The organism is Rheinheimera maricola (genome assembly GCF_016918075.2).
GTDB classification, from domain to species: Bacteria; Pseudomonadota; Gammaproteobacteria; order Enterobacterales; family Alteromonadaceae; genus Alishewanella; species Alishewanella maricola_A.
Genome location: NZ_JAERPS020000003.1, coordinates 214,501 through 235,549, shown reverse-complemented (window position 1 = coordinate 235,549; position 21,049 = coordinate 214,501). Strand labels below are relative to the sequence as shown.

The window sequence follows — 21,049 nt, the reverse complement described above, 5'->3', positions numbered from 1 at the left end:
ATTTAAAAATAAAATCAGTTAGTTATTCTTATTATAGTGTTTCGTGGCCTTGAACTGCTTTATCAGCGGATAACTTGTGTGCCTTGTGCTGTGCCCACTAATACCATATCGGCAGCGCGCTGTGCGAAGATACCGTTAGTGACTACGCCGACAATGTTATTAATTTTTTGCTCAAGATCAGCAGGCTTGCTGATGGCTAAATCGTGTACATCCAGGATCACATTGCCGTTGTCTGTAGTAACTCCATCGCGTAATACCGGGCGGCCCCCCAGTTTTGTCAGCTCGCGCGCCACATAAGCGGCAGCCATGGGTATAACTTCTACCGGCAGTGGAAACTTACCTAATACCGCAACCTGCTTGGTTTCGTCGACAATACAAATAAAGCGCTCAGCAACGGCAGCAACAATTTTTTCTCGGGTAAGGGCCGCACCGCCGCCTTTTATCATATGTTTATGCGCGTTAATTTCATCGGCACCGTCAACATAAACGCTAAAGCTGTCGATACTGTTTAAATCTAACACCGCTATGCCCAGGGCTTTGAGTTTTTCGGTAGATTGTACTGAGCTGGACACAGCCCCAGTAATGTCATGTTTAATGCTGGCCAGCGCATCGATAAAATGATTCACGGTAGAGCCGGTGCCCACGCCAACCACAGTATTACGTGGAATAAACTCCAGTGCAGCCCAGGCGGCATTTTTTTTCATTTCATCTTGTGTCATCAGCTGATCCAAATTCGTTTAGCCATACAGATGGATATTATATCGAAAGGGCCTGCCGACAAAAGGGTAAAAGCAGAAAAAGGCGAAAACTGTTTGCTGCTCGAAATATGATGGTTCGAATGAGGAGGCCAGAGCGGGTATTGTGGCCGGATTCAAGCAAACACCCAATGTTTTGTCGGCGTAATAATCTGTTTAAGCGGAATATCCCAGGCTTCACCCGGCACGGCATCAACCTGCTGGCAGCTATGTGCCAAGCCAATAACCCGGCAAGGGCTGTCAGGCGGCAGTTGCGACAGGGTGCGATCATAAAAACCGCCACCCATACCCAGGCGGTTCCCGGCAGCATCAAAGGCAACCAAGGGCGTAAAAATAATATCCAGTTGCTGCAGCGGCATTAACAGGTGGCAGGCAGGCAAGGGCTCGGGTATGCCGAATTTATTCGGGTACAGCAGCGTGTTTTTATCGTAGCGCACGAACAGCAAATAACCGGCAACAAACAGATGCAGCACCGGCAAATACACGCTTTTACCTTGTTGCCACAGTGTTTGAATTAATGGGTAGGTGTCCAGCTCGCCGTCATTAGCTAAATACAAGGCAATATGCTGGCTGCGCTGTACATCGGCTAATGCCATGGTTTGAGTGACTAAATCTAGTGCAGCCTGTTGCTGCGTGGCCGGGCTCAATTGCTGGCGACGTTGGCGTACTTGCTGGCGTAATTGTTGGCGCTTGATAGTGTTATCTGGCACGGAGATAAAATGCGTTGTGGTAGTCATAGCGCTTCAGTATGCCTGAAGCAGGATAGAAAAAAAGGGGTTCTCCAAATTGCCGTGTCTGGTGTTAGCCCTTGAACCATAGGTTCAAGGCGGGAGTCAATTGGCGACCTCAGGCTTCCCGGTACGGGCCGGGCTTGCACACTGGCAGCGCAGAAGAATCCCTGGGTAAAAACAATTATCGGCTCAGGGACATCCACCTGATCACCAACAATCCAGAGAACAGACTTGAGTATAACACCGCCCTTTGCTCTGTATAAGGTTATTCATCGCAGTTTTACGTCAACTTAGGTTAGTTGCATGGTTTTACAGCAACTTTTGTTTACGCTTTACACCGTTGTTAAAACTGCAGCGCGAAAGTTGGCGCTTTTTCACTGCAGTGGTAGCATAAAGGCAAGTAAACACGGTACGAATGGTTATATGAGCAGCTCTTTTATACTCTCCTACGATGAATGGACTTATACGTTAGACCAGGCCTATGTAATGGCTTCGGCGGCAGAAGTGCATGGCTTAATTGCCGGCTTGCTCAGCGCTGGTGTTGCAGCTGACGCCCAGCAACTGTTACCGGTAATACAAGATTTTCTTAACGACGGTCAGGCACTGTCATTAGATGTGAAGCAGCATGTGGTGAACCTGATTGACGTCACGGGTAAATCACTGGCAGAGCATGACTTTAATTTTGCCTTGCTATTGCCCAGCGACGACGACAGTTTGCCAGAGCGTTTAGATGCCATGGTGGAATGGACACAGGCATTTTTAGTTGGTTTTGCTGTGCAGCAGACAGATTTATCTCTGGTATCTGACGATGTGCGAGAAGCATTGGATCAATTAAGCGAAGTAACCCGCATTGACATCCATACTACGGATGATGGCAGTAGCGAAGAAAACGAAGAAGCCTATTTTCTGGTGTTAGAGCATATCCGCATGATGGCGCTGGCTTGCTATACCGAAGTGGGACAAAAGTTCGGTGCTAAGCCGGTAAGTAATAAGACATTACATTAAATGAGTAAGCCAACTGAGCCGCAGTTCGATATTGTTATTGCCGGTGGCGGTATGGCAGGGAGTACGCTGGCGTGGGCGTTGCTTCAGGCTAAGCCGGAACTAAAGCTGGCGATTATCGAGCAGCAAGCCGACAGCGTTAGCCAGGTTAGCTTTGACAGCCGCAGTATAGCGCTGGCTGCAGGCAGTGCCGCGTTGTTACAGCACTGGGGCTTGTGGGCTGAATTGGAGCCGCAGGCCTGTGGCATTGCACAAATTCATGTTTCTGACCGCGGCCATTTTGCCAAAGCCACCCTAACAGCTGAAGAATACCGGCAAAAAGCGCTGGGCTATGTAGTAGAAGTCGAGCGTTTGGGAGCTTTATTGGCAAAAAAACTCGCCGGTAAAGCCTCGCTAAGTCGTTTTGCGCCAGCCAATATTAGTTGTATTGTGCCCCAGCAAGATCGGCAACAACTGACATTAGCCGATGGCCGTACTCTAGATACAAGATTGCTGCTGATTGCCGAAGGTGGACAATCGCAAAGCCGGGCTCTGGCAGGTTTTACCGTGCAAGAACGCTCATATCAGCAACATGCAATTATCGCTAATCTGGCTCTGAAGCAACGCCACCAGCAGAATGCGTATGAGCGCTTCACCGAGCAGGGGCCTATCGCCTTGTTGCCGTTACCGGATCAGCGCTATTCACTGGTATACACTGTTGACGACACTGCAGTTGAGCACATTATGCAGTTGGATGATCAAGCGTTTGTTGCACATGTGCAACAAGCATTCGGCTATCGTGCCGGGGTGTTTAACGCCACCGGCAAGCGCGTTTGTTATCCACTAAGTTTACGCCTGAGTGGCGAAATTGTACGCCATCGCGTAGCACTGCTGGGCAACAGTTTGCATAATTTACACCCAATTGCAGGCCAGGGGTTTAACCTGGCTCTGCGTGATATTGCCGAATTGGTTTGGCAAGTCAGCAGCCAGTCGGCGGATATTGGCGGTTATAGCATGCTGCGCGCCTATGAGCAGGCTAGGCAAAAAGACTTGGATGTTGTCAGTACCGCCACCGACTCACTGGTGCGGCTGTTTTCAAACCGCTCACGTAGTGTGGCACTGCTGCGCAATATCGGTTTACTAACCATGACATTATTCGATGACATCAAGCGGCCGCTGGCCGAGCATGCAATGGGGCTACGCAGCTAAATGCAAAATGTCGATATCACTATTGTTGGCGCCGGCAGTGCCGGCCTTACGCTGGCACTGCTGCTGGCGCCACTGGGCCTGGATATTGTAGTACTGGAGCAAGGCAGTGCGCCTAGTGTTAGCAAGGTTAATCATCAGCGCGTTAGCGCCCTAAATTTGGCCTCTCAGCGCCTGCTTAGCCATCTTGGAGCTTGGCCAGCTATTGCTGCTACCGCGCAAGCTTACAGCCACATGCAGGTATGGGATGCTGACAGCTTTGCCCGCATCGAATTTGATGCCGCCAGCGAGCGCTTAGCTCAATTAGGCTGGATTTGCGACAACGAGCAAATTCGTTTGGCGTTGTACCAACAGCTTAAAGTGCATAGCAACGTCCGGTGTGAATTCAACTGCACAATAAACAGCTTGCAGCAAAGCGAGCGTGATGTGTTGGTAAATATTAATCAGCAACAGATATTGTTAAGCCGTCTACTCGTAGGTGCCGATGGCGTTAACTCTCATGTAAGGCGTGCAACGCAATTACCACTCACGCACTGGGATTACGAGCAGCAGGCACTGGTAGCCAGCGTTAAAACATCGCAGCCACATTTGGCAACGGCAAGGCAGGTATTTTTGCCCAGCGGCCCTCTGGCACTGCTGCCGTTGCCCGAAAGCAACATGTGCTCTATTGTGTGGAGTTGTACCACAGAGCGGGCAGCACAGCTGTTAGCTCTGCCAGAGCAAGAGTTTAATCAGGCACTTACCGCGGCCAGTAACAGTGTGCTGGGCGTGCTGCAACTGCAAACCAAACCCAGCGCTTTTGAGCTTAAAATGCGTTATGCCAGCAGCTGGCTGTGCGGTCGAGTGGTATTGGTGGCGGATGCTGCCCACAGCATACATCCACTGGCGGGGCAGGGCATGAATTTAGGCCTGATGGACGTTGCTGCATTAGCAGAACTAATAAGTGCGGCTGTAGCCGAAAATAAAGACTTCAGCGAAGCTAGACTATTGCGCCGCTACGAGCGTTGGCGCAAAGCTGAGGCACAAACGCTGATCGGTGTAATGGAAGTTTTTAAACGTGGTTTCAGCAATAAGCAGCCGTTATTAAAGCTGGTAAGAGCTGTGGGTATGAGCAGTATGAACCAATTACCGTGGCTAAAAAGTAAGATCATTGCTGCAGCCCTTGGTAACACTGGCGACCTGCCGAAACTGGCTCAGCCGCAGGCAAAAACACGCGACCTTGCTTGAGTTAGTTTTTTTAGTAATTAGGCTTGTCGCATTACAAAAACTAATTGATCAGGGGCTGTTGGCCGGCGTTGCCTTGCGTTATAATCCGGCTGCCTTTTTATCCGCTGATACTGCATAAGTTGTCATAAAACTATGCTGTAGCGCTGAATTACCGGCGCCTTGCGGGCCTAACAATAAGCAGGAAATAGCAATGGCCAATCAAACTGCGTTACATGGCAAACACCTGGAAGCCGGTGCCAAAATGGTCGACTTCTTTGGCTGGGACATGCCAATTAATTACGGCTCACAAATCGAAGAACACCACGCGGTGCGCCGCGACGCCGGTATGTTCGACGTTTCTCACATGACTATAGTAGATTTGAAAGGCGCGCAAACGCGTACCTTTTTGCGCTACTTGCTCGCCAACGACGTGGCTAAACTTACTGTGCCGGGAAAAGCACTGTATAGCGGCATGTTAAATGAAACCGGCGGCGTAATTGACGATTTAATTGTATATTTTCTGCAGGAAGACTTTTTCCGCCTGGTAGTTAACTCGGCCACTCGCGAAAAAGATTTAGCTCACATTAATAAAGAAGCCGCAGCTTTTGCTGTATCGGTAACAGAACGGCCAGAGTTTGCCATGATTGCGGTGCAAGGCCCGAATGCCAAAGCCAAAGTTGGTAGCCTATTTAGCGAAGAACAACAAGCTGCTGTAGCGGGTATGAAGCCATTTTTTGGTGTGCAGGCTGGCGACTTGTTTATTGCCACCACCGGCTACACCGGTGAAGACGGTTACGAAATTGCGCTGCCAAATGAGCAGGCGGCCGATTTTTGGCAAAAGCTGCTGGACGCTGGTGTGGCTCCGGCCGGTTTAGGTGCGCGTGACACCTTACGTTTAGAAGCCGGTATGAATTTATACGGCCAGGATATGGACGAAACCGTATCGCCGCTGGCGGCCAATATGGGCTGGACCATCGTTTGGGCACCGGAAGATCGTAACTTTATCGGCCGCAAAGCGTTAGAGCAGCATAAAGCCGAAGGTACCTTCAAGCTGGTTGGCCTGGTTATGGAAACTAAAGGCGTATTACGCCATGGCCAGCGTGTTGTGGTAGAAGGCGGTGAGGGTGAAATAACCTCAGGTACTTTCTCTCCTACACTTGGCTACAGTATTGCTATGGCCCGGGTTCCTGCCACGGTGGGCGACACGGCTGAAGTAGATATTCGCGGCAAGATGGTACCGGTTAACGTAGTTAAACCTGCTTTCGTGCGCATGGGCAAGAAAGTCATCTAAACTGTGACAGTGATTAAAAACCAGATTAAATAAAAAGCACTTGCTAAGGATTAAACAATGAGCTCAATTCCTAACAATTTAAAATACGCCAGCAGCCACGAGTGGGTGCGCGATGAAGGTAACGGTGTTTACACTGTAGGTATTACTGAACATGCTCAGGGCCTGCTGGGCGATATGGTGTTTGTTGAACTGCCAGAAGTAGGTGATAGCGTAACGCAGGGCGAAGATTGCGCCGTAGCTGAATCGGTCAAAGCCGCTTCTGATATCTATGCACCATTGTCAGGTGAAATTGTTGAAGTAAATGAAGCCTTAGCCGATTCACCAGAGCTGGTAAACAGCAACCCGTATGAAGATGGTTGGATGTTTAAAATTAAACTGTCTGATGAAGCTGAAATGTCAGCCTTGTTAGACGCAGACGGCTATAAAAACTCGATTGACGAGTAAAACTTAGCAAACCCATTTAAGCCCCGTGCCGTATTAGTTACCGAATAAGCCACGGGGCTTAACTTTAGCAGTAACGAAACATTACCAGGACAATCAAGGCATGACCAACTCCGCTGTGAAAACCCTGTCGCAACTTGCGAACCATGACGAATTTATTCAGCGCCATATCGGCCCAGATGCAGCCGAAACCGCTGCTATGTTAAGCGAGCTGGGTGTAGACAGCATGGAAACGCTGATTGCCCAAACGGTGCCGGCAGATATCCGCCTGACCACACCACTGGCCACCGGTGCCGCGCGCACTGAAGCCGAAGCGTTGGCGGTATTAAAGCAAGCTGCTGCGAAGAACAAAATGTTTAAATCTTACATTGGTATGGGTTATCACCCGACGTTAACGCCAAATGTTATTTTGCGTAACGTGCTGGAAAACCCGGGCTGGTACACGGCGTATACCCCATACCAGCCAGAGATTGCTCAGGGCCGCCTTGAATCGTTATTAAACTTCCAGCAATTAACGTTGGATTTAACCGGTATGGAGCTGGCTAGCGCGTCCTTGCTGGATGAAGCCACTGCCGCTGCTGAAGCTATGGCACTGGCAAAACGGGTAACAAAAAGTAAGTCGAATCTGTACTTTATTAGCGACGATGTGCACCCACAAACTATCGACGTAGTAAAAACCCGCGCCGAAATGTTTGGTTTTGACATCGTTATCGGCAAGGCGGCGGATGCTGCTGAGCACGACGTATTCGGTGCCTTAATTCAATACCCAACCACTAACGGTGATATCCGTAACGACAGCGCGTTAATCGCGGCGTTACAGGCGAAAAAAGCCATAGTCGCTGTTGCTACCGACCCTATGGCTCTGTTGCTGTTAAAAGCGCCAGGCCAACTAGGTGCCGATGTGGTATTGGGCAGTGCCCAGCGTTTTGGCGTACCTATGGCATACGGCGGCCCGCACGCCGCATTTTTCGCTACCCGCGATGCGTATAAGCGTTCTATGCCGGGCCGGATTATCGGTGTGTCGAAAGACCGTCGCGGTAATCAGGCACTGCGTATGGCAATGCAAACGCGCGAGCAACATATCCGTCGCGAAAAAGCCAACTCAAACATCTGTACTGCCCAGGTATTACTGGCCAATATGGCCTCGTTCTACGCGGTGTATCACGGCCCGCAGGGGCTGAAAAACATTGCGCAGCGTATTCACCGCAATGCCGATATTTTCGCCGCTGGTATACAAGCCAAAGGCGTAGCGTTAGTAAACAGCCACTGGTTCGATACCGTTACCTTTACAGTAAGCGACCGCGCCGCAGTTGTTAGCCGTGCTTTAGCCGCCGGCGTTAACCTGCGTACCGACGTTGCCGACTCGTTAGCGGTAAGCTTTAATGAAGCCACCACCAGCGCCGACATTGCTGAGCTGCTTGATATCGTACTGGGCGCGGGCCACGGCTTAAACGTGGATGCACTTGACGCGGCTATCGTAGCAGAAGGCAGCAAGTCAATTCCGGCCGATTTAGTGCGCAACGACAGCGTGCTGGGCCATCCGGTATTTAACCAGTATCACTCTGAAACAGAGATGCTGCGTTATATCAAAAAGCTGGAAAACAAAGACTTATCGCTTAACCACTCGATGATTTCGCTTGGCTCATGCACCATGAAGCTAAACGCCACCGCCGAGATGATCCCGGTAACCTGGCCTGAATTTGGCTCCTTGCACCCGTTCGTGCCACGCGATCAGGTAGATGGCTACTACGAGATGATTAACCTGCTGGGCGACTGGCTGGTAAATATCACCGGGTACGACAATATCTCTATGCAGCCAAACTCGGGTGCCCAGGGTGAGTACGCCGGTATGGTAGCTATTCGCAAGTATCACGAAAGCCGCGGCGAAGGCCATCGTAATATCTGTTTAATTCCGGTATCAGCGCACGGTACTAATCCGGCTACTGCCGCCATGACCAGCTATGACGTGGTGCTGGTAGAGTGCGACAAGCGCGGCAATATCGACATGGTCGACTTAAAAGCCAAAGCTGCTGAAGTAGGCGACCGTTTAGCCGCGATTATGGTGACCTATCCGTCTACCCACGGTGTATTTGAAGAAAGTATCCGTGAACTGTGCGACGTTATTCACAGCTACGGCGGCCAGGTGTATATGGACGGCGCCAATATGAATGCTCAGGTAGGTGTTACTGCACCTGGCTTTATTGGCTCAGACGTATCGCACTTAAACCTGCACAAAACCTTCTGTATTCCGCACGGCGGTGGTGGCCCGGGTATGGGTCCTATCGGTGTAAAAAGCCATTTGGCGCCGTTCCTGCCAAACCACTCGGTGGTTGGCATTGATGGCACAGGCGCTACCAATGGCGCGGTATCAGCAGCACCTTTTGGTAGCGCGGGCATATTACCAATCAGCTGGATGTACATTGCGATGATGGGCGCCGAGGGCTTAAAACAAGCCACCGAATACGCCATCCTCAATGCTAACTACATGGCAAAGAAACTCGATCCGTTATTTCCGGTGCTTTATCGCGGTACTAACGGCCGTGTGGCGCACGAATGTATTATCGACATTCGCCCGGCGAAAGAAGCCAGCGGCATTACCGAGATGGACATTGCCAAGCGCTTAATGGACTTTGGCTATCACTCACCGACCATGAGCTTCCCGGTAGCCGGCACGCTGATGATTGAGCCAACCGAGTCTGAAAGCAAAGCTGAAATGGATAAGTTTATCGAAGCGATGAGCACCATCCGTGCCGAAATTGCCAAGGTAGAAGCCGGCGAGTGGACAGTAGACAACAACCCACTGGCCTACGCACCGCATACCATGCAAGATATTTTCGACCCGGCATGGGACCGCGCCTACGAGCGTCAGTACGCTGCTTTCCCGGCAAGCTTTGTTGCAGAAAACAAGTTCTGGCCAACGGTTACCCGTATCGACGACGTATACGGCGACCGCAACCTGATCTGTTCATGCCCAAGCCCGGAAGCGTATCGCTAAGCGGTTAGTGTTTATGTAGTAACAACGAAAACCCCGGCCAGCGTGCCGGGGTTTTTTATCAGCTAAGACTGGCTGGTTTGTTGTGTAAAACACAAGTTTGCAGTTTATCGATATATGTTTTTATGATTAATAGGCGATCGGGCAGGGCAGTATAGTATTTACGGGTAACACCGGCACGGATCAATGAAATAGTGCGTGAAAAGCGCGGTGTCACTGCTGACACAGCACTTCGGCGGGCTCGTTATTTTGGCGCCGATGCCCAAAGCTGGCTTAATTTGCAGGCGATGTACGACCTTAAACTGGCTGAGCAGCAAAGTGGTGAGCAAATCAGCAAAGATATTTCACCTCATGCGGCTTGAACTTAAACATAGCTCTGCCAGATAGCGCGTATTCATGTTGCTAGACAGTAGATAACGGCAGTTATTTTCTGTTTGTCCTTGTACAACAATCATTAGGGGAGTGTCTTGGGGGAAATGTTGCTGGAAGAGATATCAATGATCCTGACCCTATCGTTCGAGGCAATTTAACTCGCTATAACTATGATACTAATGGCCGTTTATTTCAAACGATTCAGTAAACTGCGGCAGGGAAATTTAGAAATTCCCGATGCATGACTACAAAGATTGACATTTTTGTAGCTGCACCTAGCATTATTGCTGTTGGTGTTTACCCTTGGAGGCCATTGTGCATGTATCCCTGACGCCCGAATTAGAGTCGCGCATTAAAGCCAAAGTCGATAGCGGCCTTTACAACAATGCCAGTGAAGTCATCCGCGAAGCTTTGCGCTTTATGGATACCCACGAAGACTGGATCCACGAAGTGAAACTGGCCCGCTTGCGTGAGCAACTAAAAGTAGGTACTGATCAATTGGACTGTGGCGATGGTATCGCAATTGAATCAAAGGCGGCACTGGATACACTGTTTGACGATATAACACGCTAAACTCTTGTCTTTGCGCAGACTTGTTGTTGCGGGCGCTGTTAAAATGGACTTGAAAACTGCTTAACGTTACCGGGAACCTTTTGGATATTATTGATAATTTTATCGCGCCTGCCTGCGAGGATGTGGTACAGGTTTTATATCAGGATGAGACCATCTTATTGATAAATAAGCCCTCAGGCCTGCTGAGTTTATCCGGTAAAAACCCACTTAATCTTGATTCGGTGCACTTTCGTTTACTACATGGCCAGCCGGGTGTAAGCCCAGCATTTGCAGAGGCTAAATTACCGCATCGGTTAGACTTTGGTACCTCGGGTATTATGCTGGTGGCGCTGACGCAGCAGGCCACGGCGCAGCTTAATAAGCAGTTTCAGGATGGCAGCGTACAAAAGCGCTATACCGCGATGTTGGAAGGCTGGGTGAGTGCGGACGAAGGCTTGATAACAGCGCCTATTGCTAAAAATAAAAGCCAGTTTCCGCTGGTGAAAATATGCCATAGCAGCGGTAAAGCGGCGAGCAGTCAGTTTAAAGTGTTAGACCGGTTAAACGAACCAAAGCGCAGCCTGGTGCAGTTTACCCCGCTTAGCGGCCGTACCCATCAGCTGCGCATCCATAGCCTGAGTATTGGCCACCCGATCCTGGGTTGTGATTTGTACCACAGTGCTACCAGCCAACAACTGGCGAAGCGGTTATTACTGCATGCCAGTGATATCTATTTTCAGCATCCGCTAACTGGCGAACCATACCACGGTCAATGTGTCAGCCCTTTTTAATACCGGCAGTAATTTGTACTGCGGTTGCGGGTGTTCTCTGCGCACTACGAATACAACCTCTACCGCTGCTGGTTAAGCTGCTGACTATGCCAGCGACTGCAGCTACAATCGGCAACATTGGTTGCGCACCTTGATTGATAGGAAATACCTGTCGCTTAAGCGATAACCCCTGAGGAGCTTGTGTTGGAACTGGATATTTATATTGTCGATGCTTTTACTCAACAGCAGTTTAAAGGCAATTCAGCTGCGGTGGTGCCATTAAAAAACTGGCTGGCGCCTGAGCTAATGCAAAATATTGCCGCTGAAAATAATCTGTCGGAAACTGCTTTCATCCGCGCATTATCAGCCAATCAATATGAAATTCGCTGGTTTTCGCCGTTAACCGAAATTGATTTTTGTGGCCACGCCACGTTAGCAGCGTCCTATGTGATATTTAATCAGCTGGGCGGGCAGGGGGAAATTGAATTTATTACCTTAAAGGTCGGCTCGCTTTATGTAAAGCAGCATAGCGACGGCCGAATTGAGATGAGCTTTCCTAATCAATGCCCGGACCAGGTAGACCCGCAACAGATCCCGGACGCATTACTGGCAGGGTTTTCGGTAACACCCATTCAGGTACTCAAGAACCGGCAGGCTTATTTTGCGATAGTGGCCTCGGAGCAGGATGTGAAAAGCCTGAGTTACATGTCAGAACAGCTGAAACAATTAGCCCCGTTTGATGTGGTTGTGGCTGCAAGGGCCAGTGCGACCAACAATGAGTATGATTTTATCTCACGCTATTTCTGGCCGGCTAACGGCGGTGATGAAGATCCGGTAACGGGGTCAATTCATGCCGGGTTGGCGCCTTACTGGGCTAAAGAGCTGGCAAAATCTGATTTGGTCGCTTACCAGGCATCACAGCGAGGCGGCATTTTATATTGCCGCCTTGTCGGTGAGCGAGTGTTGGTGTCAGGCTTTGCGGTGTTGTATTTAAAAGGCAAGGCGTATATTTAGGTACACTGTTATTCTTGCACCTTCGCTGCAGCATAAGCTTGGGTTCCCCACAGTGGCACGGTAGATAAGCTGTGCTTAAAGCTGCCGGAGGTTTCTTTGGTGGAATAAGACAGATACATCAGGGTTTGGTTTTCAGCATCCAGAATACGGCGTATCTTCATGCTTTTAAAAAAGATGCTTTTTGATTTAGAAAACAACACCTCGCCGTTTTTACTTTTGTCTATTTGCGCAATCATCGCAGCTGTGATGATGCCGGTTTGCCGACAGGCGATAGAGCTGTCTGATGGATCAGATAAATCCAGGTTGGCCTCGATACTGGCGACATGACAAGTAACGCCGGTAACTATCGGGTCGACAATAGCATCGAGCTTAATATCCTTGGTGGTAAACACACCGAGTGATACATCACCCACTTCATTTTTGTCACAAGCTGCCAGCGTTAGCAGCAGTAATACAGCGTAAATAGCGCGCATAAAAGGCTCTCCTTCGGGGAATTAACGTAGTTCTACCATTTTCTCGGCCGGCAATTAGCATAGCATTGTTGATGCTGTAAGTGGTGGACATGTCAGTGCTGGTCCGTAAAATGGTACTAAGCTAACTTATCATTTTTGGGCTGGTAGTACGCAACGAATTATCAGGCGAGCATGTCAGCCACCTGATAGGTGAGGCGCGGATCTTAGAGGTAGAAATGGTTGGTAGTGTTTGGTAGGAATTGCAGTTTATGACGATAAGTATAAGGTTAATGACGCCGGCAGATATACCGGCAGTGGTGGCACTGCAAGATAGCTGCTACAGCGATGCACTGTATGAAAGCCCGGCACTTTTGAGCCAGCGCTTGCAAGCGGCGGCTAGCAGTTGCTGGCTGGCAGAAAGCAGCGCCGGTGAGCTGCTGGGGTATTTATTCAGTTATCCGTCAATAAATGGCTATGTTACGCCGCTGGCGTCGGCTTTTGCACCGGCTGGAGCGCCGCAGCTGCTGTATTTGCACGATATGGCGGTAAGCCCGGCGGCGCGTGGTTTGGGGCTGGCCAGCCAATTATTGGCAATGGCAAAGCAGCATGCGTTAAGCCTGGGGCTAAGCAAGCTGGCGCTGGTGGCGGTGCAGGGCTCGGTGCCGTATTGGCAGCGCCACGGTTTTGTTGTGGTTAACCAATTACCAGCTAGCGCGCTAAGTGCGCTGGCCAGTTACCTTGGCGAGCAGGCGTGTTATATGCAATTAACTCAGATCACACAGGAAGCTTAATGTTACAAATAAGTGCTACAGCAAGACTTCATTTTTCGCTGCTGTCTGAGCAAGACGCGGCGTTATTTTTTGAAGTGGATCAGGATGCAGAGGTAATGCGCTACATCAATGGCGGTAAACTAACCAGTATGCAAACCATTGTTGAAGTGATGTTGCCGCGCATGGCGCAATATCGTGATACAGAACGGGGGTATGGCATTTGGCAGGTACGGCGCAGTGATGACAATGCTTATTTGGGCTGGGTATTAATACGGCCGATGGGGTTTAATAGCAAAAAACCAAGTACGAATGACGTTGAAATTGGCTGGCGTTTTAAGCGTGAGTATTGGGGCCGCGGTTATGCCAGCGAAGCAGCGGCTGCGGTGGCAGAAGCAGTGCTGGCACACAACGGTAATGTGCAGTTTTTATCGGCCATAGCCATGCCGGATAATGCCGGTTCTATTGGGGTTATGCGCAAACTGGGCATGCAGTTTATAAAACGCTTTTTGCACCGCGATGCACTGGGTGATGTTGATGCAGTGCTGTATCGTAGCAGCGTAAATGGAGCTGAATATGCAGGTTAATTTAAAGCTGTTAATGAGCGGGGGGCTGTCGTTAGCGATATGGCTGCTATCTTCATCCGCAGTGGCCAATACGGTCTATCTGGTGCGCCACGCGGAAAAGCAAAATGATGGCAAAGATCCGGCACTAACGGCCTGTGGTCAGGCCCGGGCGCAAGCGCTGGCTGCATATTTTGCCGATGTGCCGTTAGCGGCAGTATATGCCACGCCCTATCAGCGGACGCAGCAAACCGCAGCTGCGGTGGCCGGCAGCAAAAAGTTGGCCGTTACCAGCTATGATCCGCGTCAACCGGAGCAGTTATTGCAGCAGTTAACGGCGTTGTCGCAGCCGGTGTTGGTTGTCGGGCATAGCAATACCGTGCCGCAGTTGGTTAGCTTAGCTAGTGGTATTGAGATGGCGCCGTTAACAGAGCAGGATTACAGCTTGCTGTATCAGCTGGAACTGGCTGAGCAGGGCAGTGTAACGTTAAGCCATCAGGCGTTTACCTGCGATGCACAGCTATATGAATAAAAAAACGCTGCACCTTTTCAGGTTGCAGCGCCTTATGTTTTTGATCGGTATTAACGGTCCAGGTTCATTACCTTGGTCCAGGCTTTGATAAAGTCGTCGACAAACTTCTGTTTTGAGGTATTAAAAGCATACACTTCCGCTACCGCACGCAGTTCAGAGTTTGAGCCGAACACCAAATCAACAGAAGTGGCGGTCCACTTTTTGTCGCCTGATGCCCGGTCAAAGCCGTCGTATATGCCGTCGGTGGCAGATTTTTTCCACACGGTGGACATATCCAGCAGGTTAACGAAGAAATCGTTATTCAGCGTACCTGGCTTAGCCGTAAACACACCGTGCTTCGCACCCTGATAGTTAGCATCCAGTGCGCGTAAACCGCCTACCAACACGGTCATTTCCGGTACGCTCAGGTCCAGTTGGTCGGCTTTATCTACCAGCATTTCAGTTGGCGATTTATAGCTTGCAGCCGCGTCGAAGTAGTTTCTGAAACCGTCTGCTGTCAGCTCAAGCAGGCTAAAAGCATTAACGTCTGTCATGTCCTGAGTGGCATCACCACGGCCTGGGGTAAAGGGCACCGTAACTGTGTAACCAGCGTCTTTGGCGGCTTTTTCAATGGCCGCTGCACCGCCCAGCACAATTAAATCGGCCAGCGATACTTTTCTTCTGCTGTTGTTAAAATCAGCCTGAATAGCGGTTAGGGCTTTAAGTACCTTAGCAGTTTCGGCCGGGTTGTTAACCGCCCAGTCTTTTTGCGGCGCTAAGGCAATACGTGCACCGTTGGCACCACCACGCATATCGGTATCACGGTAGCTGGCAGCTGAGCCCCAGGCCACACGCACTAACTCAGGTACGGTTAAACCGGATTTTAAAATACTGGCTTTAAGGGTTTTAACATCACCGGCTTTAATGCTGGATTGAGTTTTCTCGTCGATAGGATCCTGCCAAATTAGGATGTCTTTCGGTACTTCTTTACCCAAAAAGTTACGTGGTGGCCCCATATCGCGGTGGGTCAGCTTGTACCAGGCTTTGGCAAAGGCTAAGCGGTATTCTTCCGGATCTGCCAGGAAGCGCTCGGCGATTTTGCGATACTCCGGGTCAAACTTCAGCGCTAAATCGGCTGTGGTCATCACCGGCGGATTAAACTTACCTTTAACATGGGCATCCGGCACGATTTTATGCAATGACTCATCGGTTGGGATCCACTGAATAGCACCGGCAGGGCTGCGGGTTTGTTGCCATTCAAAGTTAAGCAGGTTGCTTAAATACAAGGATGTCCATTGGGTTGGCGCTTGCGTCCAGGCACCTTCTAAGCCGCTGGTTGTGGTGTCTTCTGAATGGCCTTTACCGCATTTGTTTTTCCAGCCCAGGCCTTGCTCTTCAATACCGGCTGCTGCTGGCTCCGGCCCCATACAGTCAGCGGGTTTACGCGCGCCGTGCATTTTACCAAAGGTGTGGCCACCGGCAATAAGCGCCAGGGTTTCTTCATCGTTCATCGCCATGCGTTCAAAGGCAACACGGATATTTTTCGCCGAGCCCATTGGGTCTGGTACGCCTTTTGGCCCCTCAGGGTTAACGTAAATAAGCCCCATATGGGTAGCACCTAACGGGCGTTGCAGCTTGCCGCCTGCGTCTTCACGGTCGCTGGCCAGCATTTCTACTTCCGGCCCCCAATACACCATATCCGGTTCCCAGTCGTCAGCGCGTCCACCAGCAAAACCGTAGGTTTTAAAGCCCATGTTCTCAAGCGCGACATTGCCGGCCAGTACCATTAAATCTGACCATGACAGCGCTTCGCCGTATTGTTGTTTTACCGGCCATAATAACCGCCGGGCTTTATCCAGGTTGCCGTTGTCTGGCCAACTGTTTAGTGGCTCAAACCGTTGCTGGCCACCACCTGCGCCGCCACGGCCGTCCAGAGTGCGGTAAGTACCAGCGCTGTGCCAGGTCATACGGATAAAGAACGGGCCATAATTACCAAAGTCGGCCGGCCACCAGTCTTGTGATTGGGTTAACAGCGCATTGATATCCTGCTTTACCTTGTCCAGGTCCAGCTTGTTAAACTCTGCTGCATAATTGAAATCGGGGCCGTAAGGGTTAGAGCGGCCATCGTGGTCACGCAGCGGTGTTAAATCAAGTTGATCCGGCCACCAAAATTGGTTGGTTCTTACCGCGCCTACCTGAGCTGCGCCCTTACCAGCAGCACCACCTGGTTTGGTCATTTGCGCTTTGGTGTCGGCAAAGGCAGTTCCAGTTAGCAACAGCACACTTATCATGCCTGCCAATGCTGTAGTTTTAAATGTTTGCTTTGTCATCATTCGCATCCTTTAAATTAACCTAGGGTTGTTATAAGCCGCAGCGACTAGACAGCTATATTTGTCCTAACTGCATAACAGTGAAAAGAGTATAGTAAGACGCTAATAGATTGATGTGAATTAAAGCGATGGTGTTAATCGATAAACTCGATTACTTGCTGCAGCTATATTAGGCTGGATTAAGGTAGATAAGCTGCAGCATTTTTTAGTAGTTAGCATCGTTCGAATGAATGGCTAATGTAAACCTCCAATATTGCTGTAGCTGTCGCGTACCTGCACCTGCACTGCCACGCTAGATTGTATTTTATTGTTAATATCGAGTGAGGTATATTGGCGGCCAACTATTAACAATATTGGAAAGGATCCAGCGTGTTAAAATTAGTGGGTGGGTTATTAATCGCAGTTTTTTTGCAGGGCTGTAACGTTGCAAACGAGATAAAAACGCTAAGTGACAACGTTGAAGATGAAAAAGTATGGGCATTTATACAGTTTAATGTACCTGAAGAAGGTAATGATGTGGAGTCATACTACTACTTTGCAGAAATATCCAAACCGCTTTTGCAGAGCATCAATAATAATAGCGTTAGCAGTGGTTTTATCTTTTTGCAGAATGTACGTTACTGGGGTTCCAACGACGTTATTCATGAGTATAAAGATAAAGAGAATACTGGCGACATTCTGTTCCGTATAGAAGATATCCGCAAACTGAAAACGGTAAATGATGCGCCTGTTATTGGCCAGGGAATTGAGCAATATGCTGACGATGTAATTGAGCAGCTAAAAGACCTTGATCCCGCTAATGCGCAGGGCTAAAACAGCTGCATAAAAACGCGGCTATATCATGGTGAGCCGCATTTTCATGCTACCGTTTTGTGCAGACAAACAATGCATTGCCAGTTGTCGTATCCCATGGCTGTATTTTTTCATAGTCGTGAGCCAGCATTTCAACGTCAAAGTAGGGCTGTAGCAGAGCGTTAAGCTCGGCAAAGCTGATTGCCACCATGGTGTGCTGGTCGCGCCATTGCTGGGTAATGTCGGCGGTGGTTTTGGCAATACTTAGCTTTAGCGCTTGTTGCTCGCCACTGCCACTGTAATACCAGCTGGACTCAAACTCAAAATGGCTACCCATGTGTGCAGTGTTATGCCGCACTGCACTGTTGTTACATATTTTATTTTTGTCTACTGCGTTAAAGCAAAATATACCGCCCGCGTTTAACGCCGTATACACACTGGTAATACAGTGCTGCAGTTGAGTGATGCTAGCGCTGTAATGAATCGAATATAAAAAGCACGTCACCAGGTCAACCGGCTGTGGCAGGGTAAAACTGCACATATTTTGCAGCATAAACACCGCTTCCGGGCAGCGTGCCTGTGCTAATTGCAGCATCGGTTGGTTCAAGTCCAAGCCGCTACTGTGATAACCATAATCAATAAAGTGGCGGATATGCGGCCCGGTGCCGCAGGCTAAATCAAGGTGGTTTTTGCCTCCATTACCCAGCAACTGATGCAGCCGGTGCACGGTGTTGCTTTGTGCCGGGTAATTGATGTCGCAGCACATTAAATCATAGTAGCCGGATAAATCGGTGTATAACGCATTGGACGGCATCATCGCGGCATTCTGCTTAGACGAAATTAGGGTGGCGCATTTTATAGCAGTTATCGCGTTTTGCGAAGCAGCATTATTGCACTGTCATCACTATTCTGTTGAGGCCGAACCGGGCTCAAAGCGTTGCTGTAAATACGCAATAATCGCTGTCGATTCGTATAACCATTCAACATTGCCCACTCTGGTTTCGATACGCAGGCAAGGCACTTTAATTTTGCCGCCTGCAGTTTGAAGTTCGCTACGGTGTTGCTGATTGTGCTGTGCATTGCGCTTGGTAATATTCAGCCCAAGCCGGGCCATTTCTTTGCGTACTTTGATACAAAACGGGCAGGCGCTGAATTGATACAGTGCCAGTTGCTTGCAAGCGGCATCGACAGCTTGTTGTTCGGCCTCGCTGCGCACTATGGCTTTTGGCGTTGTCAGCTTTTCAGCCAATAGCATAAAAGGCGTTAATATAAGGCGAACGAAGCGGAAAAATAAACGAATAAACAAGCGCATAGACTACTCTGCAGATTAAGTTTTTATCGGAAAATGTGCTAACAACTGCGCTAGTGTAACATTGCCGTTGCGGTTATGCCTATGCTGCGGCCTGCCTTAACAGCATAACCGCAGCCTGGCAACTTAACGATGATAAGCGCCCTCACGCTCTGGCTGGAATACCACGTCCTCAACTGTTATGGTCGACATATCGCCGCCAGGCAACGGCCAAACAATGGTATCGCCTGTTTTCAGGCCGAGCAAGGCGCAACCTACCGGAGCTAACACCGAAATAGTATTGCTGCTTTGGCCGGCGTCTTTCGGGTAAACCAGGGTTAAGGTGCTTATTTTGCCATTACCCAGCCGAAAACGTACACAGGAGTTCATGCTAATCACATTGGCCGGCAGTTGCTCCGGTGCCACCACACTGGCGCGATCCAACTCCTGGCTTAAGGTGTCATAGCCAATACTGTCTGTACTTAGTTTGGCAAGCAGAGCATCCAGGCGTTCATAATCGGTAGTAGATAAAACGATATCGGGTGTATTCATTTGAAGCTCCTTTAATTTAAGCTTGTTAATGTGTCGTGCTGAACATTGTGTTTAACGTACAGCACCGAGAGTATGCGAAGGCGCAGGGTATAACCTAACAGTTGCAGCGAGATAACCATGTCAACCGTCTTACCTGGCAAGGCGCAGCCCAGCGGCGATAACAACGAAATGCGGCCCTGGTGATAGTTTGCTTGCGCCGGATTAACCAGTTGCAGCCAGCCTTGCTCACCAGTGTCAATATTTTGCAGTTCAACCGTACTGCCCGGACGAATGCCGCCGTTGCTGCGCAGTCGGCTTTGATTTTTGCTGTCGGCAATAGCATGCAACATGTGGTTTAGTTGCAGCGCGGTCAGCGGAAAGAATTGCCGGCAAGCCAATTGGGCAATAGTGCAGGCAACAATCTTGTTGGATTGTTTCGGATAGCAAAAATACATTACAGCTCCGCTTTACAGAGACAAAAAAAGTATGGGTGATAAGCAGGTGTTAGGCCGGTTTTGCGCATGGCAAAACCGGCCTAGGAATGGCAGGCTATAGCGGTAATGTGCCGGCAGTAAACTTTGCAGTTTAGTGCCTTAGGCTTAAGGTAAGTTTGCATGGGGCAACCATAATGCATTCGCCGCAAAACTGCAATGCAATTGCCGCCGCACCAAGCTGCAGCAATAGCATTGCGACACCCGATTACCTGTCATGTTTGCATAATTTTCATTTATTGTTAATTGCTGGTATTTATTTGTTGCTGTGAAAGAATTAAAGTGTGCGTCTTTATTTTACATTAACTAACGGAGTCTTTCCCTTGCGCACTTTATCGCTAGTCGCTGCTGCTATTGCAGCCATGTTATCAGTTGGCTGTGCCAGCACGTCTGGCAACGAAACGGCCGCTAATCCAGCGGTGGTCAATGCTGAAACCGCTAAGCCACAAACGCTGCTTTTAGCCAGACTACAACCGGTTGCCGGCGTAGTTACGTCTGAGCATGACAGCGGAATAAAAGTCACTTTTCCCGGCAGCGCGGCGTTTTCCCATGATGGCGCACATATTAACGAGCCATTGCAGCAGCAGCTTGGTGCGGTGGCACAGATCCTGAAAAATACGCCGTTTAACAAGCTTACCGTATTAGGGCACACCGACAGTTCAGGCCAATTGGTTTATAACAATAATCTGTCACAACAGCGGGCAGAGCAGGTGAAAGAGTTTTTACAACAACAGGGGTTAAACGCAGAGCAATTGGAAGCGCAAGGGCGTGGCCCGGCGGAGCCTATAGCAGACAATACTAGCCTGCAAGGTAAGGCTGCAAATCGGCGAATAGAGATTATGCTGTCGTTTTGACGCAACTGTTAAGCTGAAAACGGCTGCCATGTGGCAGCCGTTTTTTTATGCACAAAGCCAGACTGCCTGTGGCGATATCGTTTTCAGGTTTTGCTATGAAACAGATGCGCAGCATACAGGTTTTAAGCTATCTTTCTGGAAGTTGTTTAAAATTGTACA

The 21,049-nt window shown here is 49.6% G+C and carries 22 protein-coding genes, 1 other RNA gene and 1 pseudogene; 15 read left to right on the top strand and 9 right to left on the bottom strand.

From position 1 onward, the window contains the following. Nucleotides 1-62 precede the first annotated feature (62 nt). The 3 genes from rpiA to ssrS all read right to left on the bottom strand — a co-directional run bounded on the left by rpiA (nucleotide 63) and on the right by ssrS (nucleotide 1,714). Nucleotides 63-719 carry a ribose-5-phosphate isomerase RpiA gene (rpiA, locus tag I4W93_RS09780; protein WP_205311102.1) on the bottom strand — a complete coding sequence of 219 codons (657 nt, stop codon included), beginning with the start codon at nucleotides 717-719 and terminating at the stop codon, nucleotides 63-65. Between the two features lie 152 nt (nucleotides 720-871). Continuing rightward, the gene (locus I4W93_RS09775; protein ID WP_205311103.1) at nucleotides 872-1,492 is read right to left on the bottom strand and encodes a 5-formyltetrahydrofolate cyclo-ligase; all 621 of its coding nucleotides are present in this window, start codon (nucleotides 1,490-1,492) and stop codon (nucleotides 872-874) included. 37 nt (nucleotides 1,493-1,529) lie between these two features. Then, nucleotides 1,530-1,714: non-coding RNA, 6S RNA (ssrS, locus tag I4W93_RS09770), on the bottom strand. Nucleotides 1,715-1,909: 195 nt separating this feature from the next. On the opposite strand from ssrS, the gene I4W93_RS09765 reads away from it, so the two are divergent. The 10 genes and pseudogenes from I4W93_RS09765 (at nucleotide 1,910) to I4W93_RS09720 (ending at nucleotide 12,311) form a co-directional block, all read left to right on the top strand. Then, nucleotides 1,910-2,491 (top strand): UPF0149 family protein, encoded by a 582-nt coding sequence (locus tag I4W93_RS09765; RefSeq protein WP_205311105.1) that lies wholly within the window; start codon nucleotides 1,910-1,912, stop codon nucleotides 2,489-2,491. Beyond that, nucleotides 2,492-3,676, top strand: coding sequence for a 2-octaprenyl-6-methoxyphenyl hydroxylase (gene ubiH, locus I4W93_RS09760; protein ID WP_205311114.1), 1,185 nt, complete (start codon nucleotides 2,492-2,494; stop codon nucleotides 3,674-3,676). Further along, on the top strand, nucleotides 3,677-4,900 hold the full coding sequence (locus I4W93_RS09755) for an FAD-dependent monooxygenase (protein ID WP_205311115.1): 1,224 nt from the start codon (nucleotides 3,677-3,679) through the stop codon (nucleotides 4,898-4,900). A gap of 190 nt (nucleotides 4,901-5,090) precedes the next feature. Beyond that, nucleotides 5,091-6,170: a glycine cleavage system aminomethyltransferase GcvT gene (gene gcvT / locus I4W93_RS09750; RefSeq protein WP_205311116.1), complete on the top strand. Its 1,080-nt coding sequence runs from the start codon at nucleotides 5,091-5,093 to the stop codon at nucleotides 6,168-6,170. A gap of 57 nt (nucleotides 6,171-6,227) precedes the next feature. Further along, a complete protein-coding gene (gene gcvH, locus I4W93_RS09745; RefSeq protein ID WP_205311117.1) occupies nucleotides 6,228-6,614 on the top strand; it encodes a glycine cleavage system protein GcvH in 387 nt (128 codons plus the stop codon). Between the two features lie 100 nt (nucleotides 6,615-6,714). Beyond that, nucleotides 6,715-9,606, top strand: coding sequence for an aminomethyl-transferring glycine dehydrogenase (gene gcvP, locus I4W93_RS09740; RefSeq protein ID WP_205311118.1), 2,892 nt, complete (start codon nucleotides 6,715-6,717; stop codon nucleotides 9,604-9,606). A gap of 170 nt (nucleotides 9,607-9,776) precedes the next feature. Beyond that, nucleotides 9,777-9,965: pseudogene (locus tag I4W93_RS09735) on the top strand (HigA family addiction module antitoxin); the annotation flags it as partial. A gap of 325 nt (nucleotides 9,966-10,290) precedes the next feature. Next, nucleotides 10,291-10,548, top strand: coding sequence for a type II toxin-antitoxin system ParD family antitoxin (locus I4W93_RS09730; RefSeq protein WP_205311119.1), 258 nt, complete (start codon nucleotides 10,291-10,293; stop codon nucleotides 10,546-10,548). 80 nt (nucleotides 10,549-10,628) lie between these two features. Beyond that, complete coding sequence (locus I4W93_RS09725) at nucleotides 10,629-11,318, top strand: RluA family pseudouridine synthase (protein WP_205311120.1); 690 nt, start codon at nucleotides 10,629-10,631, stop codon at nucleotides 11,316-11,318. A 180-nt stretch (nucleotides 11,319-11,498) separates the two neighbouring features. Beyond that, nucleotides 11,499-12,311 carry a PhzF family phenazine biosynthesis protein gene (locus I4W93_RS09720; RefSeq protein ID WP_224673366.1) on the top strand — a complete coding sequence of 271 codons (813 nt, stop codon included), beginning with the start codon at nucleotides 11,499-11,501 and terminating at the stop codon, nucleotides 12,309-12,311. An 8-nt stretch (nucleotides 12,312-12,319) separates the two neighbouring features. Here I4W93_RS09720 and I4W93_RS09715 read toward each other — a convergent pair whose 3' ends face one another. Then, nucleotides 12,320-12,784 carry a CreA family protein gene (locus tag I4W93_RS09715; RefSeq protein WP_205311122.1) on the bottom strand — a complete coding sequence of 155 codons (465 nt, stop codon included), beginning with the start codon at nucleotides 12,782-12,784 and terminating at the stop codon, nucleotides 12,320-12,322. 248 nt (nucleotides 12,785-13,032) lie between these two features. Here I4W93_RS09715 and I4W93_RS09710 point away from each other — a divergent pair, with 248 nt between their 5' ends. The 3 genes from I4W93_RS09710 to I4W93_RS09700 are packed head-to-tail and all read left to right on the top strand — an operon-like array spanning nucleotide 13,033 to nucleotide 14,625. Further along, nucleotides 13,033-13,554, top strand: coding sequence for a GNAT family N-acetyltransferase (locus I4W93_RS09710; RefSeq protein WP_205311123.1), 522 nt, complete (start codon nucleotides 13,033-13,035; stop codon nucleotides 13,552-13,554). Next, the gene (locus I4W93_RS09705) at nucleotides 13,554-14,117 is read left to right on the top strand and encodes a GNAT family N-acetyltransferase (RefSeq protein ID WP_205311124.1); all 564 of its coding nucleotides are present in this window, start codon (nucleotides 13,554-13,556) and stop codon (nucleotides 14,115-14,117) included. Before I4W93_RS09710 ends, I4W93_RS09705 begins: the two co-directional genes overlap by 1 nt. Further along, nucleotides 14,107-14,625 carry a SixA phosphatase family protein gene (locus I4W93_RS09700; RefSeq protein WP_205311125.1) on the top strand — a complete coding sequence of 173 codons (519 nt, stop codon included), beginning with the start codon at nucleotides 14,107-14,109 and terminating at the stop codon, nucleotides 14,623-14,625. Before I4W93_RS09705 ends, I4W93_RS09700 begins: the two co-directional genes overlap by 11 nt. A gap of 50 nt (nucleotides 14,626-14,675) precedes the next feature. Here I4W93_RS09700 and katG read toward each other — a convergent pair whose 3' ends face one another. Next, nucleotides 14,676-16,934 (bottom strand): catalase/peroxidase HPI, encoded by a 2,259-nt coding sequence (gene katG / locus I4W93_RS09695; protein WP_205311126.1) that lies wholly within the window; start codon nucleotides 16,932-16,934, stop codon nucleotides 14,676-14,678. A gap of 369 nt (nucleotides 16,935-17,303) precedes the next feature. Between katG and I4W93_RS09690 the strand changes: the two genes are divergently transcribed. Further along, nucleotides 17,304-17,747: a hypothetical protein gene (locus I4W93_RS09690; protein WP_205311127.1), complete on the top strand. Its 444-nt coding sequence runs from the start codon at nucleotides 17,304-17,306 to the stop codon at nucleotides 17,745-17,747. Nucleotides 17,748-17,796: 49 nt separating this feature from the next. On the opposite strand, the gene I4W93_RS09685 is transcribed toward I4W93_RS09690, so the two are convergent. From I4W93_RS09685 to I4W93_RS09670, 4 genes are all read right to left on the bottom strand, one after another. Further along, entirely contained in the window at nucleotides 17,797-18,543 is a 747-nt protein-coding gene (locus tag I4W93_RS09685) for a class I SAM-dependent DNA methyltransferase (RefSeq protein WP_280847881.1), read from the bottom strand. Between the two features lie 87 nt (nucleotides 18,544-18,630). Beyond that, nucleotides 18,631-19,038 carry a glutaredoxin family protein gene (locus I4W93_RS09680; RefSeq protein WP_205311128.1) on the bottom strand — a complete coding sequence of 136 codons (408 nt, stop codon included), beginning with the start codon at nucleotides 19,036-19,038 and terminating at the stop codon, nucleotides 18,631-18,633. Nucleotides 19,039-19,161: 123 nt separating this feature from the next. Further along, nucleotides 19,162-19,566: a nucleoside diphosphate kinase regulator gene (gene rnk, locus I4W93_RS09675; protein ID WP_205311129.1), complete on the bottom strand. Its 405-nt coding sequence runs from the start codon at nucleotides 19,564-19,566 to the stop codon at nucleotides 19,162-19,164. 11 nt (nucleotides 19,567-19,577) lie between these two features. Further along, nucleotides 19,578-20,000 (bottom strand): GreA/GreB family elongation factor, encoded by a 423-nt coding sequence (locus tag I4W93_RS09670; protein ID WP_205311130.1) that lies wholly within the window; start codon nucleotides 19,998-20,000, stop codon nucleotides 19,578-19,580. Between the two features lie 359 nt (nucleotides 20,001-20,359). On the opposite strand from I4W93_RS09670, the gene I4W93_RS09665 reads away from it, so the two are divergent. Next, nucleotides 20,360-20,890 (top strand): OmpA family protein, encoded by a 531-nt coding sequence (locus I4W93_RS09665; protein ID WP_205311131.1) that lies wholly within the window; start codon nucleotides 20,360-20,362, stop codon nucleotides 20,888-20,890. The last annotated feature ends 159 nt before the right edge of the window (nucleotides 20,891-21,049 follow it).